Genomic DNA, 15,993 nt, shown 5'->3' on the forward strand with positions numbered 1-15,993 from the left:
GTGACGGATCACACCTACAACCCGCTGGATCGCAATACCTTCGAAGCCATCGCCTACAACGCGGTGGGGCGGGCCAGCGAAACCAACACCTATGCGGTCTATCAGCTGTCGCACAGCACCGGGAACTCGGGCTGGTCCGTCGGCGCGGTGCAGTGGGATTTCGGTCAGGGCAATCGTGGCCTCAAAGTCCACGATCTGATGGCGGGCTATCAGGCGTGGGCGAACGCCGAGGACCGGTTCAGCGATCGTGAGGTCGCCTCGCTCACCACGCGCCTGCAGACACGTGGCCAAACCGGAAACGCGCTCAGCAGTGAAGAGCTGACCCGGCTCAATGGCTACCTGCGCTCGGACCCCGGCCGCGCCTTCGTCGATGAGCTCAGCCAGACGCAGATACAGAAGAAGTGGGAAAAGGTTGGAGAGCCGCTGTCGCAGATACCCTGGTTGCAGACCTTGAGCGCGAGCGATCCGGCGCAGGCGGCCGAGATCGTGGCGATGACCAGCAAGCTGTACAACCAGAACGAAAACAGGGGTCGTTTGCTGCTGGATCACCTGGAGGGCGGCGCGCAGACTTCCGCGGAGATTCGCGATTGGATCGGCAGCCAGGGCATCGAAGGGCTTAAGGCCAGCGCGCGCACTGCCATCGTCTCCGGTCGCGACAATGCCTTGGAGGGCGTGCGCCTGATGAACGATCTGGAACTGGGCGACGGTCGGCTCAGTCAGGCGTGGCGCGAGCAAGTGCACACCCGCGGCAACGTATCGTTGACGCGCGAGTTCAACAGCAATCCGGACGTGCAGCTGCTGGACGCCATGATGCGTGACCCCGCCAGTGGGGCCCGCATCTTCGCGCGAGTGGACGAGGGCACGCCGGCGCGGGCGGCCGTCATCACCGGGATAGATGCCAATGCGCGGCTGGAGATGTCGCGCGTTATGATGGACAGGAACGGCGGCCTAACGGTGGTCAGCCCGGGCGGCGACACCTTCGCCATGACGCGCGAGGGCTGGAACCGCAACGGTGTGCCCATGCAGGGCGGAGCGGACACGCGACGCGAGCGCGACATGCCCGATCACACGGACAGGGGCGCGATGCCGCGGACCCGTGCGGATGCAGCGCTGCCGGAAGCACACCCTTTGCTTCGCCAATCGCAAGACGCCGTGCAGCGCCTGGATGCCCGTTTGGGCCATGCCCACAGTCCGGCCAGCGATTGCATGAGCGCCAGCGTAGCCTGCCTGGCCAAAAGCCATGGTTTGGGGCGGGTGGATCACGTAGTGCTCAGCGGCGCCACATCGACGGAGGGGCCCGGCGCGCGGGTGATTGTGGTGGAAGGCGAGCTGACCGACCCTGCCCGCCGATTCGCGCACATGCCGACGGATGCTGCCGTGCGTACGCCGGTGAGCGAATCCCTGCAGCGCCTGGCGCAAATGGAGCAGGCGCAGCCGCAGCCGTCCGCTCCAATGCAGCTGGCGCAGCAGGATACGGCCGTTCCTACGCAGGAACCTCAACGTCGCGGACCTTCCGTGTGAAGGGCTTTACAGCACATTCATGGCGTCGCCTGTGGGCAGGTCCTTTTGGGGCACAGGCCGGCCTAAGCGTTCCTGTAAAGCGGGCGCTAGTCATGGTGACGACCAAGCCGCCCGACGTATCCTAGGCGCCACCCAACGGCAAAGGACGCTGCATGGAGCTCAGAATCAGCCATATCGCCGGTGTGGCCCTGGCCGGCCTGCTGTGCATCGCCTGCACCGCCTCGCCCGCCAAGGGAAAGGTGCCGGCCGCCGCCTACCCGGCGGTGCTGCAAGGCACCTGGATGGGCGACAGCCCCGAGGCCTGCAAGCGCCCGGATGCCGCCGACAGCGATGCGCGCTTCCAGATCGCAGCGCGCAAGCTGTCCGGCTACGAGGACTATCGGGTGCCGGTCAGCGTGACGCAGATCTCCAAGACGCCGCAGGCGTGGAAGATCGTTTCGCAGTTGCACATCAACGAGGACACGATCCGGCTGGAGGAGGTCCTGCTGCTCAGCGGCGAGGACAACGGCGAGTTGACCGTGGTCAACCATAAGCAATCCAATACCTATTACCGCTGCCGCTGAACGCAGCAGGCCCCATCGCGTTCGTCGCGACCACGAAAGGAATCGCCGCCATGGCCAACGAGAACGAGCAAGACCCGCAGGCCGTCGCCCCGGCCGACCCCACGCCTTATCGCGTGATCCAGAAGGGCCGCACGGTCAACGTGCCGGTCACCGATTACGAAAGCCTGGTCACCCATCACCCCGGCGCCAATGCGGATGCGCGCGTGGTCGACGGCGTGGTGGCCGGTGGCCAAGCCGGGCGCAGGCACGCGGTCATCGATGGCGAGATCCAGGAAATCGAAGTGCGCACCGCACGCCGCGATTACGGCCTGACCGAAAACCAGGTGCTGGAGAAGCGCGACTTCATTCTGGAAGACCCGCGCCTGGCCACGGGGCCGGCTTCGCGCGGCGTCGACGTGCCGTCGCCGCTGGCCGGCTACGTGGGCCGGGTCAGTCCGACCGAGGGCCTGGTCGACATCTACGACCGCGAGGGCGGCGAGGTGATCGCGCGCGTGCGCCACATGAGCAACATCGCGGTAACCGAGGGCGACACCATCCAGTACGGCCAGGCCTTGGGCACGCAGAGCAATGTGGCCACGGTGCCGATCCATGTGCATATGGAAGTGGACACGCGCTACCACCAGCAATTCGATAACTACGTAGACGACCTCGCCAGCGGCCGTTTGGCGCTGGACCCGCCGCGGCGCGGGCAGGGCATCGAGGCGCGTGCGGTGGTGGACGACGGTGTGATCCGCATCGGCGAGACCGACGACCGCGTGCGCGCGGCCGCGCAGCAGCTCAACGCCGCCGGCCTCCGCGGCGCCGACGGCCAGCCGCTGGCCGAGGACGGCGTGTACCGCCTGTCCATGCAGGCGGCGGTAATCAACTACCAGAACGCGCAGGGCCTGCCGGCCACCGGCAATCTCGACCCGGCCACGTTGCAGCGGCTGGTGCCGCCCACCCAGACCCAGGACGCGCCCGCCCCGGCCGCGCCGGCGCCCGGCACGCAACCGGCCGCGCCGCAGGGCGCGCAGCCCGCGCCGCCGCCCGGCAACCGTGGCTCCGCGCCCGGTCCGCTGGGCAGCAACGACCCGCTGCTGCCGCAGGCCGAAGCGGCCACCCGCCGCCTCGACGCCAGCCTGGGCCGCGAGTACGACGGCAACAGCGCCTGCATGGCCGCCAGCGCCGCCTGCCTGGCGCGCAAGCAGGGCCTGACCGGCATCGACCACATCGTGCTCAGCGCCGCCAACGCCCAGGGCGTGGCCGCCGGCCAGAACCTGATCGTGGTGCAGGGCGATCTGCAAAACCCGGGCCGCCAGCTGGCCAGCATGCGCACCGACGATGCGGTGCGCACGCCGGTCGCGGATTCGGTAGCGCAACTCAACCGCCTGTACGAGGCCAGCCAGTCGACGCCGTCGCAGGACGCCAACGCCCAGTCCCGCCAGACGGGGCGTACGGCCTAGGCCCAGTACGCGACACGGCCCGCGGCGGAGCCTGTCGCGGGCCCCGCTGTAGCTCCCGTCGCGTCCGCGCCCCCAAAGCGGGCCGTGGGGTGACGGCATGCGATTGATCCGGCGCGACGGCGGCCGCCCGGCGACGACACGAATGCGCCGAGCCGGTGGCCAAAAACGGCTCGTAATCCCTATATGAGTGCGAGCGGCGAATCCCTTCGCCGCAACAGGGAGGGCGCAATGGATCCGATACAGCACGATGCATGCCGCATCGCCAGGCACTATGCGGGTGCGTTCGATCGCGGTGTTGCAGAGCGAAATCGGAAGCTTCGTGACTGGGAGCCGATGACCCAGCGCTACCGGCGCGTGTTCGAGGTATTCCGCGAAGAATTAGCGATCCACGACTTTATGGTGGATGCCTACACCGGCGTAGACGAGCTCCATATTCGTTCGCCGGAGGCACAAGGAGCGCAGGGCGAGGAGGCGCGAATTCTCTACAGCCTGCCGACGGTCACGATCTGGCTGGGCAACAACATAGTCTGGGCTTCCAAGCAGGAAGGGCGGCGCTTTCCCAACTTTCTGGGGGAAGGTGGCTGCAGCCTGTCGATCACCCAGCAATTGGACGCAAGCGCGGTGGTGACCGTGCTGCCTTACCGTCCGCAAGTCGGCAATCGCGATGTCGAGAAGGAGGTGTTGATGCTGGGCGTTTATCCCGACCCGGCCGCCATCGACGAGCGCAAGGCGCTGCGCCATGTCGAGGTGCTGCTGGCTTACGCGCTCAAGTCATCTCTCCATGGCGCGCCCACCAACTCAATGCACTGGACGCTAAAGCGCGCGGAGCTGCGTCATTGGTGGCTGACGAAGTTCCAAGCCAGCATGGCGAGGCAGTGGCTCAGCCGTACCCTGCCCGCAGTGGTCAAGGCGGTGGGTGCCGTGGCCAAGGCGGCGCCGGCCGCGGCTGTATAGCGCCAGGCGGGGTGCCGGCCCAGCTTAGTGGGCGGTGCGATCCGCGTAGGCCTGGCCGGCCAGTTCTGACGGGCTCAGCCCCAGCACGCGCCGCAGGCAGCGCGCCATGTGGCTGGCGTGCGAGAACCCCGCCGCCAGGGCGATGTCGGCGATGCGCTGCTCGCCTTGCAGCAACATCAGACGCGCGCGTTCCACCCGGCGCTCCAGCACGTAGCGGTGCGCGGGCAGGCCGGTGGCCTGCTTGAACAGTGCCTTGAAGTGCGAGGCGCTGTAGCCCGCCACCGCGGCCAGTTCCGCCAGCGACAGAGGTTCGTCCAGGTGGGCTTCGATGTATTCCTGCACGCGTCGCAGGCGCCAGGCGGGCAGGGCGCGCGCCCGCGTCTCGGCCGCCGGCGGCCGGCGCGATTGCAGGCTGAGCAGGCGCGCGGCGAGCGCGGTGGCCAGGCTGTCGACGAACAGGCGCCCGCCCGGATAGGCGTCGCGGTCCTCGGCCTGCATCATCCAGCCGATGCGTTCGACCTGCGGGTCGCGTACGTGGATCGCGGGCGCCAGTTCGCTGGCGCGCGTGCCGGCCGATTCCAGGGTGTCGCGCCACAGCGACGGCGTCAGCCGCAGCAGCAGCGAGCGCGCCGGCCGCGACAACTGCCAGCGCGTGCTGGCGCCGGCCGGCACCACGCAGTACTGGCCGTGCAGGCGCACGCCCTGGCGGTCGTGCCCGTCCATGCGGTACGACACCGGCACCGGCGTGCCCAGATGCAGGCACAGCACGTGGCGCCCATCCAGCGGCGAGTCGAACACGCCCTGGGGCACCGGCGAGGTCAGCACGTCCAGCAGGGGCGTGCGGTCCGCACCGGCGCGCGGGGACAGCGCCGCGGGCGGTGGGGGGTAGCAGGCGGGGCGGTCGCTCATGGCCCGATCCTCGGCCGGCGTCGCCGCCGCCGACAGTGCCGAAAATCATCCATGCGTGTCCGCTGTCGTCCTTTTGTGTGCGCCCGCCGCCGGCGCAGTCGCCAGCATGGTCCGGTCACCCCCACAGGACCGCATCCATGCACCGCCGACAGTTCATCACGCTCGCCGCCGCCGGCCTGGCCGCCGGCGTCGCCGGCAGCTACGCCCCGCTGGCCCCGGCCCGCCGCCGCCTCGCCCAGGCCGGCGCCGAGGCGCCCCTGGACGCCGTCGCCTACCGCGCAAGCCGCCGCTACGCCGCGCTGCCGTTCGGCAGGATCGCCTACGTCGAACGCGGCCAGGGGCGCGCGGCTTTGTTCCTGCACGGTGCCCCGCTCAACGGCTACCAATGGCGCGGCGCCATCGATCGCCTGTCCGCCTACCGCCGCTGCATCGCCCCGGATTTCATGGGCCTGGGCTACTCGGAGATCCCGGCCGGCCAGCCCCTGGCCGCCTCCGACCAGGCCGCGATGCTGGCGGCCTTGCTGGATGCGCTGCGTGTGGACCAGGCCGACATCGTCGCCAGCGACAGCGGCGGTGCGGTGGCCCAGCTGTTTCTGCTGCGCCACCCCAAGCGCGTGCGCAGCCTGTTGCTGACCAACTGCGACGTCGAACCCGACAGCCCGCCGCCGAAGATCCAGCCGGTGCTGGACATGGCCCGCGCCGGCACCTTGGCCGACGCCACCGCCGAATGGCTGACCGACAAGGCCAAGGCCCGCGCCACCTTCGGCGCCGCCGTGTTCGCCGACCCCAGCCGCTTCGCCGACGACACCATCGACTACTACGTCACGCCGCTGGTGAATACGCCGTTGCGCCGCGCGCAGTACCACGCCTTCCATGTCGCGCTGTCGCCCAACCCGCTGGCGGGCATCGAGGCCGAGCTCAAGCGCAGCCAGGTCCCGGTGCGCATCGTGTGGGGCGCGGCGGACGACATCTTCGATCAGGGCGATGCCGAATACCTGGACCGCATCTTCCCGAACTCGCGGGGCATCCGCCGCGTGCCGCGCGCGAAGCTGTTCTTCCAGGAGGAATTTCCGGAGGTGATCGCCGAAGAGGCGCGGAAGTTGTGGGGCGCGTGAGTTACGCCTGCCGTCACACGCCCCCCCGGGGCGCGTCGTCAGCCGGGTGAGGAGCAGCGCGCCAGCTGCGGGGTGACCGCGTCCATGACTTTCACGGAGCCCAGGCTTTGGAAGGAGGTGGCGTCGAACAATTTGGCCTGCACCGCCGACTTGATCAGCGGCAGGACTTGCTCCAGCTCGGCATCGCTGGCCGGATTTTGTTCGTCGCCCCAACGCCGGTACAACGCGAACAGGCGCAGGCCTTCGGGGCTGGCGTAGAAGCGCTCCATCTCGGCCTGCTCGTCCGCGCTCAAGGACTGCGCGATGACCGCCTGCATGGCGTCGAATACGGTGCTGGCGGGAATGCGCGCGATGCACGCGGCTTCGTCCGGCTTGACGCCGTCCGTGCTGCGCACCATGTCCTTGAGGTCGTCCACATAGGCCGAGGCCATGGCCTTGGCGGTCGCGGAGACCGGCGGCGCGTTCGCCGCCCAGGCGGGCGCGCACAACGCGAGCGAAAGCAATAGCAGGGGCGTGCGTGGCATGGCGTTCCTTCGGGGCGGTGGTGTGATCGATGTGGCGCCGTCAGCTTGCCGGTGGCGGGCGGCGTTTGCGAGCCCGCTGAGCGGCGCGGTTGATGCGCTTGACCCAGGCGTCGCCCACGCGGACCGATACGGCGAACTTGTCCTCGTGCTCCAGGCACAGGAAGGCCAGCACGGCCATGATCGCGGCGAAGAAGCCGTAGACCCAACCCATGGCCAAGCCGGGCCCCAGCACGGCCGACGAGTACGCGCCGCCCGCGGCGGCGCACATGGCGGCGAAATAGCCCAGCATCAGCACGACTCGGGCGAGCCGGCGCTTGCGCAGGGTGGCGTGCCATCCCTGCCGCCAACCGACCTTCTGGCTTGCGCTGTCGTAGACCAGCAGGCCCCATAGCGAGGACAGGTCGACCAGGGATTGGCCGCTGTCAGGACGGCTCAGCGCCAAGCGGATCACCGGCGTGGGCAGATAGCTGCCGAACACGTGCCGCACCGCCATCTGCAGCCACAGCGCATCGCGTTTGCGGCCGTCGGACCAGAGCTCCAGGAATTCCTTGCGATGCTGGCCGCGACGGCCGTGCAGGCCGAACACGCCGCGCACTGCATAGAAGCCCAGGGCGACCACCACGCCAAAGATCAGGAAGGATCCGCCTCCCGCCTTGATGACTTCCTCGAGCATGCGACCTCCTGTCGTGCCATGCGCCATCTTTCACCGTCGTGCTGGCTTCCGACAAGAGGGAGTTCACTCATGGGGCACGCGAGTGGCGTCCTCCTTCGACGTTGGGCCGAGCCTGGTAGCGTTAGGACCGGCGGCCCATCGCGTGAAGAGAGGCTTCCGGCCTGATCAAAACACGGGTCTTTGATGCGCGTCCCTAAAAGCTCTAGCGGATGTCCGCTGGAGCTTGATCAGGTTTAGCGTATCGGTGCCCCTTTGACGTAGGGGGCAATGGTTGCGCGCGTCGCTGAGAGGTGCTTGGCGAGAGGGTACTGACGGCGAGCCCTGCTCCGCGATGCGATGCTGGGCTGCTGTCGGACCTCGCGCGCGAGCAAAGCTGCGCCCAATCTGACCTCTCAGGTCATGCGGCCGTCTGGCGCCGCGGGTAGCATGCTCGCCAGAATCCATGGGCGAGAGGGTAGCGATGCGCAGTCAGACGATGCGATGGTGCGGCGCGGTCTTGCTGGGCCTGGTCTGCCTTGCCGGAAGTGCCGTGGCGGCCGAGGGGCCGGCTCCGCGTAGCCGTGCCGAGGCGACTCGCGTGATCTCGGACCTGCGACGCGTGGTTACCGATGGAGGCATCGAGCGTCTGGAGAAGATCCGCATCGGCGGCATCGACCAGTGGCTGTCGATCCGCGGCAACGACAAGCGCAATCCGGTGCTGTTGATGCTGCACGGCGGGCCGGGCTGGGTCTCCATGCCGACCAGCTGGTACTTCCAACGAGGTTGGGAGGAGTACTTCACGGTCGTGCAGTGGGACCAGCGCGGCGCCGGCAAGACCTATGCGCAAAACGACCCGCAGGCGGTCGCGCCGACCATGACCCGTGAGCGCATGATCGCCGATGCCGAGGAAGTGGTGGCCTGGCTGCGCAAGACCTACGGCAAGGACAAGATCTTCGTGCTTGGCCACTCCTGGGGCAGCTACCTGGGTCTGGAGCTGGCGCAGCGGCGCCCCGATTGGTTGCACGCCTACATCGGCGTCGGCCAATTGGCCAATTCGCCGGAGAGCGAGCGCCGCGGCTGGCGCTTCAGCATGGACAGCGCGCGCCGCGACGGCAATGCGCAAGCCATCGCCGACCTGGAATCGATCGCGCCCTATGCGCAGGGCACGGCCGCGATGCCGATGGAATCGGTGTTCAAGCAGCGCAAGTGGCTCAATCACTACGGCGGCATGGTCCACAACCGCACCGGCGGCGATGCGGAGGCGGCGGCGATCGCGTTGTCGCCCGAGTACACCGACGCCGATCTGAAAGCGGTATGGGCCGCCAACGACTACTCGATGAAGTATCTGTTGAGCGAGGTGCTGACCATCGACAAGAGCGACGTGCGCAAGTTGGACGTGCCGCTGATCCTGTTCCTGGGCCGCCACGACCACAACGTATCCTCCGCCGTGGCGTCGGAGTGGTTCGCGCGGCTGCGCGCACCGTCGAAGCGGCTGGTGTGGTTCGAACACTCCGCGCACGAGGTGATGATCGAGGAGCCGGGCAAGACCCTGGTGTCGTTGGTGGACTATGCGCTGCCGATCGCGATCAAGGCCGGAGACGTGCCTGCGCGGTGAGCCTGGGCTAACGGTCAGGGCCTCAAGAAGGACAGTGCGGCGTCCACGAATTCCCGGTGGAACTCGATGTTGGACAAATGCACCGCCGGTAGCGTCAGCAGCCTCGCGCCCGGAACCGTCGCGGCGATCAGCTCGCCGTGGCTGGCCGCGGTCACCGGGTCGTACTGGCCGGCGATCACCAGGGTGGGGTTGGGGATCACGGCGATGGTGCGGCGCAGGTCGGCGTCGCGCACGGCGGCGTAGGCACCGGCCAGGCCCTGGCGGTCGGTGTTCAGCAGCATGTCGCGGAACTTGTCGACGACGGGCGGGTTGGCGTCGAGCATGCGCCGGGGGAACCAGTTGCCCAGGAAGATCTCGGCGGTGTCGCGCATGTCCGGCGCCTGCAGGACGGCGGCGATGCGTTCGTCCCATTGCGGCGCCGGGCCCAGGTAGGACGAGGTGTTGGCCAGGATCAGGCGGTCGATGCGTTCGGGCGCATGCACGCCCAGCCACTGGCCGACGAAGCCGCCCAGCGACAGGCCGAGGAAATGCGCGCGTTGGATCTGAAGCGCGTCCATCAGCTCGAGCACGTCGCGGCCCAGGCGGTCCAGCGAATAGGCGCCGGCCGGAACGCCGGAGCCGCCGTGGCCGCGGGTGTCGTAGCGCAGCACGCGGAACCGTTCGGATAGCGCCGGAATCTCGGCGTCCCACATGTGCAAGGTGGTGCCGATGGAGTTGGACAGCACCAGCACGGGCCGGGCGGGGTCGCCGTCGAGGCGGTAGGCGATGCGGGTGCCGTCGCCGGCATCCAGGTATTCGGTACGGCTCATGTCGTGTTCTCCAGAAGGGCGGCGCCGTCGCGAACCGGGCGGTTCGCGTAGCGGCGGCGCTGGCCATGGAGAGCAGGCTAGTTGCGTCCGTATCGTCTTGATATTACAAAGTTCGCGTAGTCTTTGTAAGAAAAACGGACATGGCCGAATTCACCCTGCACGACCTGCAGTGCTTCGACGCGGTGGTACGGGCCGGCGGCTTCCAGGCCGCGGCCACGGCCCTGCATCGCTCGCATCCGGCGGTGTTCGCCGCGGTCGCCAAGCTGGAACGGCAGCTGGGCCTGAGCCTGCTGGACCGCAGCGGCTATCGGGTGCGTCCCACCGACGCGGGCCGTTCCCTCCATCGCCGTGCGCAGACCCTGCTGCGCGAGCTGGAGGGTCTGCGCACGCATGCGGCGCAGCTGGCGATGGGCGAGGAAAGCGAGCTGCACGTGGTGATCGGCGACCTGTGCCCGCGCCCGCAGGCCTTGGGCCTGCTCGGGCGCTTCTTCGCCCAATGTCCGGCCACGCGGCTGCACCTGCACTTCGAGGCGGTGACCGGCCCGTGGGAGCGCTTGTTCGACGGCGAGGCCGACCTGATCCTGCACCGCGTCGACAAGAGCGATCCGCGCCTGGAATGGCTGGACCTGGGCAAGGTGGCCCTGCTGCCGGTGGTGGGGCCGGCGCTGTTGCCGGCGCCGCTCACGCGCGCGCCCACGCCGGCGCAGATGCGCGAGTACACCCAATGCGTGATGCGCGATACCGCGCGCCATTCGCCCTCGCGCGATTACTTCGTGGTCGAGGGCGCGCCGCAGTGCACGGTCGGCGACCAGTTGATGAAGAAGGAAATCATCCTGCAGAACCTGGGCTGGGGCCATATGCCGCGTTTCCTGGTCGGGGAGGAACTGCGCGACGGCCGTCTGCGGTCGATCGCCGGCCGGCACTTCCCGGGGCGGGTCGAGGAGCTGGTGGCGGCGCGCCGTCGCGACCGGCCGCAGGGGCCGGTCGCGCAGCGATTGTGGGAATACCTGGAATCGCAGGTCTCGTTTCTGCGCGCGGCGCTGGATCCCGTCCCGCCGCCGCGCAAGACGACGGGGCGAACCTCGAAACGCCGCGGCTCCCCGGGATAGCGCAGGGCGCCGCGCTCGCGCCGCATTGACGGCCGCTGCGCCGTCTCCAACACTAACGCCGGACGCCCCTGGGATTGCGGAGCAGGCGATGAGCTGGCAAGCGGTGATCCTGGGCCTACTGGTGTTGCTCGATCTGGGCGCCACACTCGTGGTGCTGCGCAATCCCGCGCTGTCTTCCGGGCAGCGGGCGTTTCAGGCGGTCTTGGTATGGCTGCTGCCGCCGATCGGAGCGGTGGTCTGCCTGGTGTTCGCCTCGATGGATGCGCGCGAGGAAGCTCGTTCCTTGTCGCAGCACGATCCCCTGTTGCATCCCAACGACGCGGGCGCGCCGGTGGACGGCCCCTCCTTGTGCGGTTGCGCCGGCGACGGTGGCGGCGACTGACGCCGCTGGTTCGCCGGGCCTGCGGGGCCGGAATGTCTATACCGGCATAGTCACTGCGGCGATTTTTCGTAAGCTGTGCGCATGCCCACCTACATCGCCTTGCTCCGTGCCGTAAACGTCGGCGGCACCGGAAAACTGCCCATGGCCGAACTGCGTGAGATGTGCGTGGCGCTGGGCTTCACCGAAGTGCGCACCTACATCGCCAGCGGCAATGTCGTGCTGCGCAGCAAGCAGAGCGCGGCGCAGGTCAAGCGGGCCCTGGAGCGGCGCCTGGCCGAGTACGCGGGCAAGCCGGTCGGGGTGGTGGTGCGCGACGGCGCCGACCTGGCGCGGGTGTTGGCGGCCAATCCCTTTCCCGAGGGCGCCGGCAATCGCGTGCTGGCGATCTTCCTGGACGAGGCGCCACCGGCGGATGCGCTGGATGCCGTGCGCCATCGCCGCGACGAACGGATCGCGCTCGGCGAGCGCGAGATCTATGTGCACTACGGCGACGGCATGGCCGAGTCCAAGCTGGTGATCCCGGCCGCGCGCGCGGGCACGGCGCGCAACCTCAATACCGTGGCCAAGCTGATCGAGATGGCCGGCGCGGATTGAGCCATGCGCGCACCGCAGCGTTGCAGCGGCGGTGCCCTTGTCGGCTTGACCTCAACCGCACTTGAGGCCCTACGGTAGCCAGGACCGATACCATCGAGGGATGCGCGATGCCGCCGCAGCTGCAGGACTTCCATCGCTATCTGCAACGCCTGGGCTACGACGCGCCGCCGGCGCCGAGCCTGGAGACCTTGCGCGAACTGCAGCGGCGCCACACCGCGACGTTCCCGTTCGAAACCCTGGCGACCTTCCTGCAGGCGCCGGTTCCGCTCGATTTGCCTTCGCTGCAGCGCAAGATCCTGCATGAAGGGCGCGGCGGCTACTGCTACGAACTCAATGGTCTGTTCCTGGCCCTGCTGCGGGACCTGGGCTTCCAGGCCCAGGGCTTGAGCGCGCGCGTGGTGATGGGCGGGCCGGAGGATGCGCTGACGCCGCGCACCCACATGTGCCTGGCGGTCGCCCTATCGGGTACGGATTATCTGGCCGACGTCGGCTTCGGCGGCATGGTGCCCACCGCGCCCCTGCGCCTGCACGACGAGGCGCCGCAGACGACCCCGCACGAGCGCTACCGCCTGGTCCGGCGCGACGGCGGCTATGCCTTGCGCGCACAGGTGGACGGGGAGTGGCGCCCGCTCTATGTGTTCGATCTGGCGCCGGCGGCGGACGTGGATCACGTCGTGGGCAACTGGTACGTGTCGACCCATCCGGAGTCGTCGTTCCGCGGCCGCTTGTTCGCGGCACGCACCGGCGACGGCATCCGCAAGACCTTGAGCGACGGCAGCTTCGCGATCCATCGCCTGGGCCAGCCCAGCGAGCGGCGCGAACTGGCCGATGCCGGCGAGGTGATCGCGGTGCTGGAGGACGAGCTGGGGATCCGGACGCCGCAAGGGCCGGCGCTGCGTGAGGCCATCGAACGACGATTGCTGGAACGCAAAGCGGACGAGTCTGCGCCCTAGCCGGAGTTCGCGGTCGCGACTTGCGTCGCTCCTACAGTGCGGTAACGGCGTTGTGCGCTTGCGATGGCGCCGGCTTCGCCGCGAGAGCGGCGTTGCCTGGAACCAGGTTCAACCGGGCCCGCAAATGGGGCAGGTCGCGGCTTCAGCCGGCGAGCCGGATGCGCGCGCGAGCGCGGTGCGGATGTAGGCGCGGCGTTCGCGCAGGAGCGCGTCGTTCGGCGCCCCGTAGGCCACCGCCAGCTTGTAGATCGCCTCCGCGTTCTCGATGGGGCCGCCGGCGAGGTTGAGCGTGGCCCAGTCCGAGAGCAGGTTGGCCACGATCGGGTCCGGCGGCGACACGAACTGGCTGCGTTCGTACAGCTGGTACTGCAGCGCGCGGTTCAATTGCGCGGGCGAAACCGGCGTGCCGCGGTTGCCGGGCGGCATGACGTTGGGCAGGGCGGGCACGGTCTTGGCCTGGAAGCGTACGCCGGCGACGGAATGAGCTTGCAGATAGCCGGGATCGCGGGCGGCGGCGAGCTTGGCTTCGAGGATGCGCAGGTGCAGCCACTCGGTGCCGTAGTGCTCGTCCGCGTTGCGTTCGATGCCCAAGCGGATCCAGCGCAGGGCGATGCGGTCCTGGCCGCTCAGCTCCAGTGCCGTGCCCAGGTTGGCCGCGGTCTCGTGACGGCCCGGGTAGAGGCGCTCGACCGCGACGAAATGCCGCACCGCGAGGGGGTACTGCCCCTGATAGATCAACAAAACGCCCAGGTTGGTCAGGGTTTCGAAACTGGGCCTCTTGCGTGCCGCGGCGATGGTCTGAGGTGCGTTCTTCAGCGCATAGGAGCGCGCAACGCGCTCGCGCATGCTGACGGTGATGTCGTCGCCGATGTAGTCGGAGGTGTCGAACCGGCGCCCCTGGTGATCGGTGCCCACCTCGTTGATGCAGGCGTGCACGGCGGGAGACAGGACTAGCAGGGCGACGGCGAGCAGGGCTTTCATCGGCGGCTTCCGTATCGGCGAAGCGCCCGGGTGGGCGCTGGGGGTAGGCAGGTCGGCTCACAGCGCCTTGAGCTGTTCGGCATTCGCCAGCGCTTCGTCGATCATCTTGCGCTGGCGATTCGCGATGTCCTGCTCCAGGGCGGCCTCGCGGTCGAAGTCGGCGAGCAGGCGTTGGTAAGTATCCAGGTCGCTCTGGCTGCGGAACAGCAGTTCCCCCTGGTCCAGCGAGATGCGGCCCAGGCGCGAGTGGGCGAAGCCGAGCAGGGCCTGGGTGGCGGCGACGACGCGGCGCTGGTTGGCGACTTGTGCGTTCTCCAACGCCACGCGCTGGGACTTGGATTGTTCGTAGCCCTGGATGAAGCGCGCGCTCAGGGCCGTGTCGCCGGCCAGGGTATAGATGCGGCGGTCGAGTTCGACGCGGTCGGCGCGGGTGGCGGTGTAGGCGGCTTCGACCAGGCCCAGGTAGCGACGCATGGCGGCCTGACCATCGGCGATGCCGCGGGCGTCGGTCAGGTTTTGCGGCGACAGCACCGTTTCCAGCTGGAGGGCGGCGACTTCGGCCTGCAGGCGGACCTGATCGCGCAGGTTGCGTGCGTGCAGCTCGCGCACGATCCGGTTCATGCCGCGCAGCAGTTCGGCGGCGTTGGTGGCCGGGGCGATCGTGGCGGGAGCGGGGTTCGCCGGCAGGGCCTGCGTTTGGGCGGGCGCGCCCCCGTTATCGGCATCGTCTAGGCGGCGCTTCTCGGCCAGCAACAGCTCGCGGCTGGTGTCGGCCAGGGCCCCGGCTTCCTTGCGCGCGTCCGCGCGCTGGCTGACCTCGCCGAAGAACGAGGCGCACCGCGCCAGCAGGGCCAGGCAGCCGAGCACGATCACGATGCCGATCAGGATGTTGCGCCCGGTGTGCTCGCTCGCGCGGCGCGCGCGGGCGGCGGCCAGGCGCGGGTCCGGCATGAAATTGGCGAGCACCGGCGCCGCGCAGGCCGGGCAGTTGCGCGCCCCCGCGGGTACTTCGGCCCGGCATTCCCCACACGCGATGGCGGTCATCCGGCCTCCCCCTAAGGCTGATGAACGGTGCGGGCGTCCTCGCGCCCGCAGACGGTTAGTAGCATCCGCGGGCGTGCGCGTCCATCGGCATGCGCGCGGGGCCCGCAAACGAAGAATCCCGCCGCAGCGGGATTCTTCGTGGGGCCGGCGGGCGGCGCAGCCGCCGCGTCGGACTCAGTGGTGCAGCAGCACGTCGGCGATGATGCCGGTGGCGACCGCGATCAGGATCATGCGGCCGTCGTCCATGCGCACCCAGCGGTGGCCGCGCGGCGGCGGGGCCAGGTGGTAGCGCGGATAGTCGTCGATGTAATAGCGCGGCTGCATGTAGACCACGTCGATGCGCTGGCCGCGGCGATAGTCCTTGTGCCAGCCGTTGTGGCGGCCCGGCGGGTGGTTGCGGCCGTCGTAGCTGTAGTAGTAACGGCTGTCGTAGCGGTCGTAGCCGCGGTGGCCCCGATCGTCGCGATCGCCGCGGTCATGGCGGTCGTCGCGGTCGTGCCTATCGTGACGGTCGTCGCGATCCTGGTGCTTGTCCTGGCCGCGGCCATGGCCGTTGCCCTTGCCGCGGCCGTCGGCCATCGCCGGCGACGCGAGGACGGTCAGCGCAAGCGCGGTGGCCAGCAATATGCGTTTCATGCGGATTCTCCCGGTGTTCGGATGGCGTTCGTTGCCATGCGTTGTAATCGCAATGGGGCGTCGATGCAGCTGCATCATGTGCCAAACGCGACCTGCGTCGAGAGTTGCGCGCATTCGTGTTTAAGGTTCCTTTAACCCTGGCCGGAACGTCGGCGCGGCCTGGCGCCGACGTAACCGGTTACAGAGGGGG

Annotated in this window: 17 protein-coding genes; 10 read left to right on the forward strand and 7 right to left on the reverse strand. The window is 68.9% G+C overall.

Annotation, left to right across the window (positions count from 1 at the left end; genetic code table 11):
• The 4 genes from V1318_RS11090 (at position 1) to V1318_RS11105 (ending at position 4,480) form a co-directional block, all read left to right on the forward strand.
• Positions 1-1,521: an XVIPCD domain-containing protein gene (locus V1318_RS11090; protein WP_332939725.1), complete on the forward strand. Its 1,521-nt coding sequence runs from the start codon at positions 1-3 to the stop codon at positions 1,519-1,521.
• A 152-nt stretch (positions 1,522-1,673) separates the two neighbouring features.
• The gene (locus V1318_RS11095; protein ID WP_332939726.1) at positions 1,674-2,084 is read left to right on the forward strand and encodes a hypothetical protein; all 411 of its coding nucleotides are present in this window, start codon (positions 1,674-1,676) and stop codon (positions 2,082-2,084) included.
• A gap of 50 nt (positions 2,085-2,134) precedes the next feature.
• Positions 2,135-3,526 carry an XVIPCD domain-containing protein gene (locus tag V1318_RS11100; RefSeq protein ID WP_332939727.1) on the forward strand — a complete coding sequence of 464 codons (1,392 nt, stop codon included), beginning with the start codon at positions 2,135-2,137 and terminating at the stop codon, positions 3,524-3,526.
• Positions 3,527-3,754: 228 nt separating this feature from the next.
• Positions 3,755-4,480, forward strand: coding sequence for a hypothetical protein (locus tag V1318_RS11105; protein WP_332939728.1), 726 nt, complete (start codon positions 3,755-3,757; stop codon positions 4,478-4,480).
• A gap of 24 nt (positions 4,481-4,504) precedes the next feature.
• On the opposite strand, the gene V1318_RS11110 is transcribed toward V1318_RS11105, so the two are convergent.
• Positions 4,505-5,389: an AraC family transcriptional regulator gene (locus V1318_RS11110; protein ID WP_332939729.1), complete on the reverse strand. Its 885-nt coding sequence runs from the start codon at positions 5,387-5,389 to the stop codon at positions 4,505-4,507.
• 137 nt (positions 5,390-5,526) lie between these two features.
• On the opposite strand from V1318_RS11110, the gene V1318_RS11115 reads away from it, so the two are divergent.
• Positions 5,527-6,504 carry an alpha/beta hydrolase gene (locus V1318_RS11115; RefSeq protein ID WP_332939730.1) on the forward strand — a complete coding sequence of 326 codons (978 nt, stop codon included), beginning with the start codon at positions 5,527-5,529 and terminating at the stop codon, positions 6,502-6,504.
• A gap of 38 nt (positions 6,505-6,542) precedes the next feature.
• On the opposite strand, the gene V1318_RS11120 is transcribed toward V1318_RS11115, so the two are convergent.
• Positions 6,543-7,028, reverse strand: a complete 486-nt coding sequence (locus V1318_RS11120; RefSeq protein WP_332939731.1) for a hypothetical protein — start codon at positions 7,026-7,028, stop codon at positions 6,543-6,545.
• Between the two features lie 40 nt (positions 7,029-7,068).
• Positions 7,069-7,701, reverse strand: a complete 633-nt coding sequence (locus tag V1318_RS11125) for a hypothetical protein (RefSeq protein WP_332939732.1) — start codon at positions 7,699-7,701, stop codon at positions 7,069-7,071.
• Positions 7,702-8,299: 598 nt separating this feature from the next.
• Between V1318_RS11125 and V1318_RS11130 the strand changes: the two genes are divergently transcribed.
• Entirely contained in the window at positions 8,300-9,295 is a 996-nt protein-coding gene (locus tag V1318_RS11130; protein WP_332939733.1) for an alpha/beta fold hydrolase, read from the forward strand.
• A gap of 14 nt (positions 9,296-9,309) precedes the next feature.
• Here the strand turns inward: V1318_RS11130 and V1318_RS11135 are convergent, their stop codons facing one another.
• The gene (locus V1318_RS11135) at positions 9,310-10,104 is read right to left on the reverse strand and encodes an alpha/beta fold hydrolase (RefSeq protein WP_332939734.1); all 795 of its coding nucleotides are present in this window, start codon (positions 10,102-10,104) and stop codon (positions 9,310-9,312) included.
• A 140-nt stretch (positions 10,105-10,244) separates the two neighbouring features.
• On the opposite strand from V1318_RS11135, the gene V1318_RS11140 reads away from it, so the two are divergent.
• The 4 genes from V1318_RS11140 (at position 10,245) to V1318_RS11155 (ending at position 13,142) form a co-directional block, all read left to right on the forward strand.
• Positions 10,245-11,213 (forward strand): LysR family transcriptional regulator, encoded by a 969-nt coding sequence (locus V1318_RS11140; RefSeq protein ID WP_332939735.1) that lies wholly within the window; start codon positions 10,245-10,247, stop codon positions 11,211-11,213.
• A gap of 88 nt (positions 11,214-11,301) precedes the next feature.
• Positions 11,302-11,595 carry a hypothetical protein gene (locus tag V1318_RS11145; RefSeq protein WP_332939736.1) on the forward strand — a complete coding sequence of 98 codons (294 nt, stop codon included), beginning with the start codon at positions 11,302-11,304 and terminating at the stop codon, positions 11,593-11,595.
• A gap of 81 nt (positions 11,596-11,676) precedes the next feature.
• A complete protein-coding gene (locus V1318_RS11150; protein WP_332939737.1) occupies positions 11,677-12,189 on the forward strand; it encodes a DUF1697 domain-containing protein in 513 nt (170 codons plus the stop codon).
• 107 nt (positions 12,190-12,296) lie between these two features.
• Positions 12,297-13,142: an arylamine N-acetyltransferase gene (locus tag V1318_RS11155; protein ID WP_332939738.1), complete on the forward strand. Its 846-nt coding sequence runs from the start codon at positions 12,297-12,299 to the stop codon at positions 13,140-13,142.
• A 108-nt stretch (positions 13,143-13,250) separates the two neighbouring features.
• Here V1318_RS11155 and V1318_RS11160 read toward each other — a convergent pair whose 3' ends face one another.
• The 3 genes from V1318_RS11160 to V1318_RS11170 all read right to left on the reverse strand — a co-directional run bounded on the left by V1318_RS11160 (position 13,251) and on the right by V1318_RS11170 (position 15,803).
• Positions 13,251-14,123, reverse strand: coding sequence for a hypothetical protein (locus V1318_RS11160; protein WP_332939739.1), 873 nt, complete (start codon positions 14,121-14,123; stop codon positions 13,251-13,253).
• Positions 14,124-14,180: 57 nt separating this feature from the next.
• The gene (locus tag V1318_RS11165; RefSeq protein ID WP_332939740.1) at positions 14,181-15,167 is read right to left on the reverse strand and encodes a zinc ribbon domain-containing protein; all 987 of its coding nucleotides are present in this window, start codon (positions 15,165-15,167) and stop codon (positions 14,181-14,183) included.
• Positions 15,168-15,341: 174 nt separating this feature from the next.
• The gene (locus V1318_RS11170; RefSeq protein ID WP_332939741.1) at positions 15,342-15,803 is read right to left on the reverse strand and encodes an RcnB family protein; all 462 of its coding nucleotides are present in this window, start codon (positions 15,801-15,803) and stop codon (positions 15,342-15,344) included.
• Positions 15,804-15,993: the final 190 nt, after the last annotated feature.

Source organism: Lysobacter sp. CCNWLW3 (genome assembly GCF_036697405.1).
In the GTDB taxonomy this organism is placed as follows: domain Bacteria; phylum Pseudomonadota; class Gammaproteobacteria; order Xanthomonadales; family Xanthomonadaceae; genus Lysobacter.

What these genes read in the sequence shown, in the direction of transcription:
- V1318_RS11150 (WP_332939737.1), top strand. Translation starts at nt 11,677, where the DNA reads ATGCCCACCTACATCGCCTTGCTCCGTGCCGTAAACGTCGGCGGCACC.
- V1318_RS11145 (WP_332939736.1), top strand. Translation starts at nt 11,302, where the DNA reads ATGAGCTGGCAAGCGGTGATCCTGGGCCTACTGGTGTTGCTCGATCTG.
- V1318_RS11100 (WP_332939727.1), top strand. Translation starts at nt 2,135, where the DNA reads ATGGCCAACGAGAACGAGCAAGACCCGCAGGCCGTCGCCCCGGCCGAC.
- V1318_RS11125 (WP_332939732.1), bottom strand. Translation starts at nt 7,701, where the DNA reads ATGCTCGAGGAAGTCATCAAGGCGGGAGGCGGATCCTTCCTGATCTTT.
- V1318_RS11140 (WP_332939735.1), top strand. Translation starts at nt 10,245, where the DNA reads ATGGCCGAATTCACCCTGCACGACCTGCAGTGCTTCGACGCGGTGGTA.
- V1318_RS11165 (WP_332939740.1), bottom strand. Translation starts at nt 15,167, where the DNA reads ATGACCGCCATCGCGTGTGGGGAATGCCGGGCCGAAGTACCCGCGGGG.
- V1318_RS11170 (WP_332939741.1), bottom strand. Translation starts at nt 15,803, where the DNA reads ATGAAACGCATATTGCTGGCCACCGCGCTTGCGCTGACCGTCCTCGCG.
- V1318_RS11105 (WP_332939728.1), top strand. Translation starts at nt 3,755, where the DNA reads ATGGATCCGATACAGCACGATGCATGCCGCATCGCCAGGCACTATGCG.
- V1318_RS11155 (WP_332939738.1), top strand. Translation starts at nt 12,297, where the DNA reads ATGCCGCCGCAGCTGCAGGACTTCCATCGCTATCTGCAACGCCTGGGC.
- V1318_RS11095 (WP_332939726.1), top strand. Translation starts at nt 1,674, where the DNA reads ATGGAGCTCAGAATCAGCCATATCGCCGGTGTGGCCCTGGCCGGCCTG.
- V1318_RS11120 (WP_332939731.1), bottom strand. Translation starts at nt 7,028, where the DNA reads ATGCCACGCACGCCCCTGCTATTGCTTTCGCTCGCGTTGTGCGCGCCC.
- V1318_RS11115 (WP_332939730.1), top strand. Translation starts at nt 5,527, where the DNA reads ATGCACCGCCGACAGTTCATCACGCTCGCCGCCGCCGGCCTGGCCGCC.
- V1318_RS11160 (WP_332939739.1), bottom strand. Translation starts at nt 14,123, where the DNA reads ATGAAAGCCCTGCTCGCCGTCGCCCTGCTAGTCCTGTCTCCCGCCGTG.
- V1318_RS11110 (WP_332939729.1), bottom strand. Translation starts at nt 5,389, where the DNA reads ATGAGCGACCGCCCCGCCTGCTACCCCCCACCGCCCGCGGCGCTGTCC.
- V1318_RS11135 (WP_332939734.1), bottom strand. Translation starts at nt 10,104, where the DNA reads ATGAGCCGTACCGAATACCTGGATGCCGGCGACGGCACCCGCATCGCC.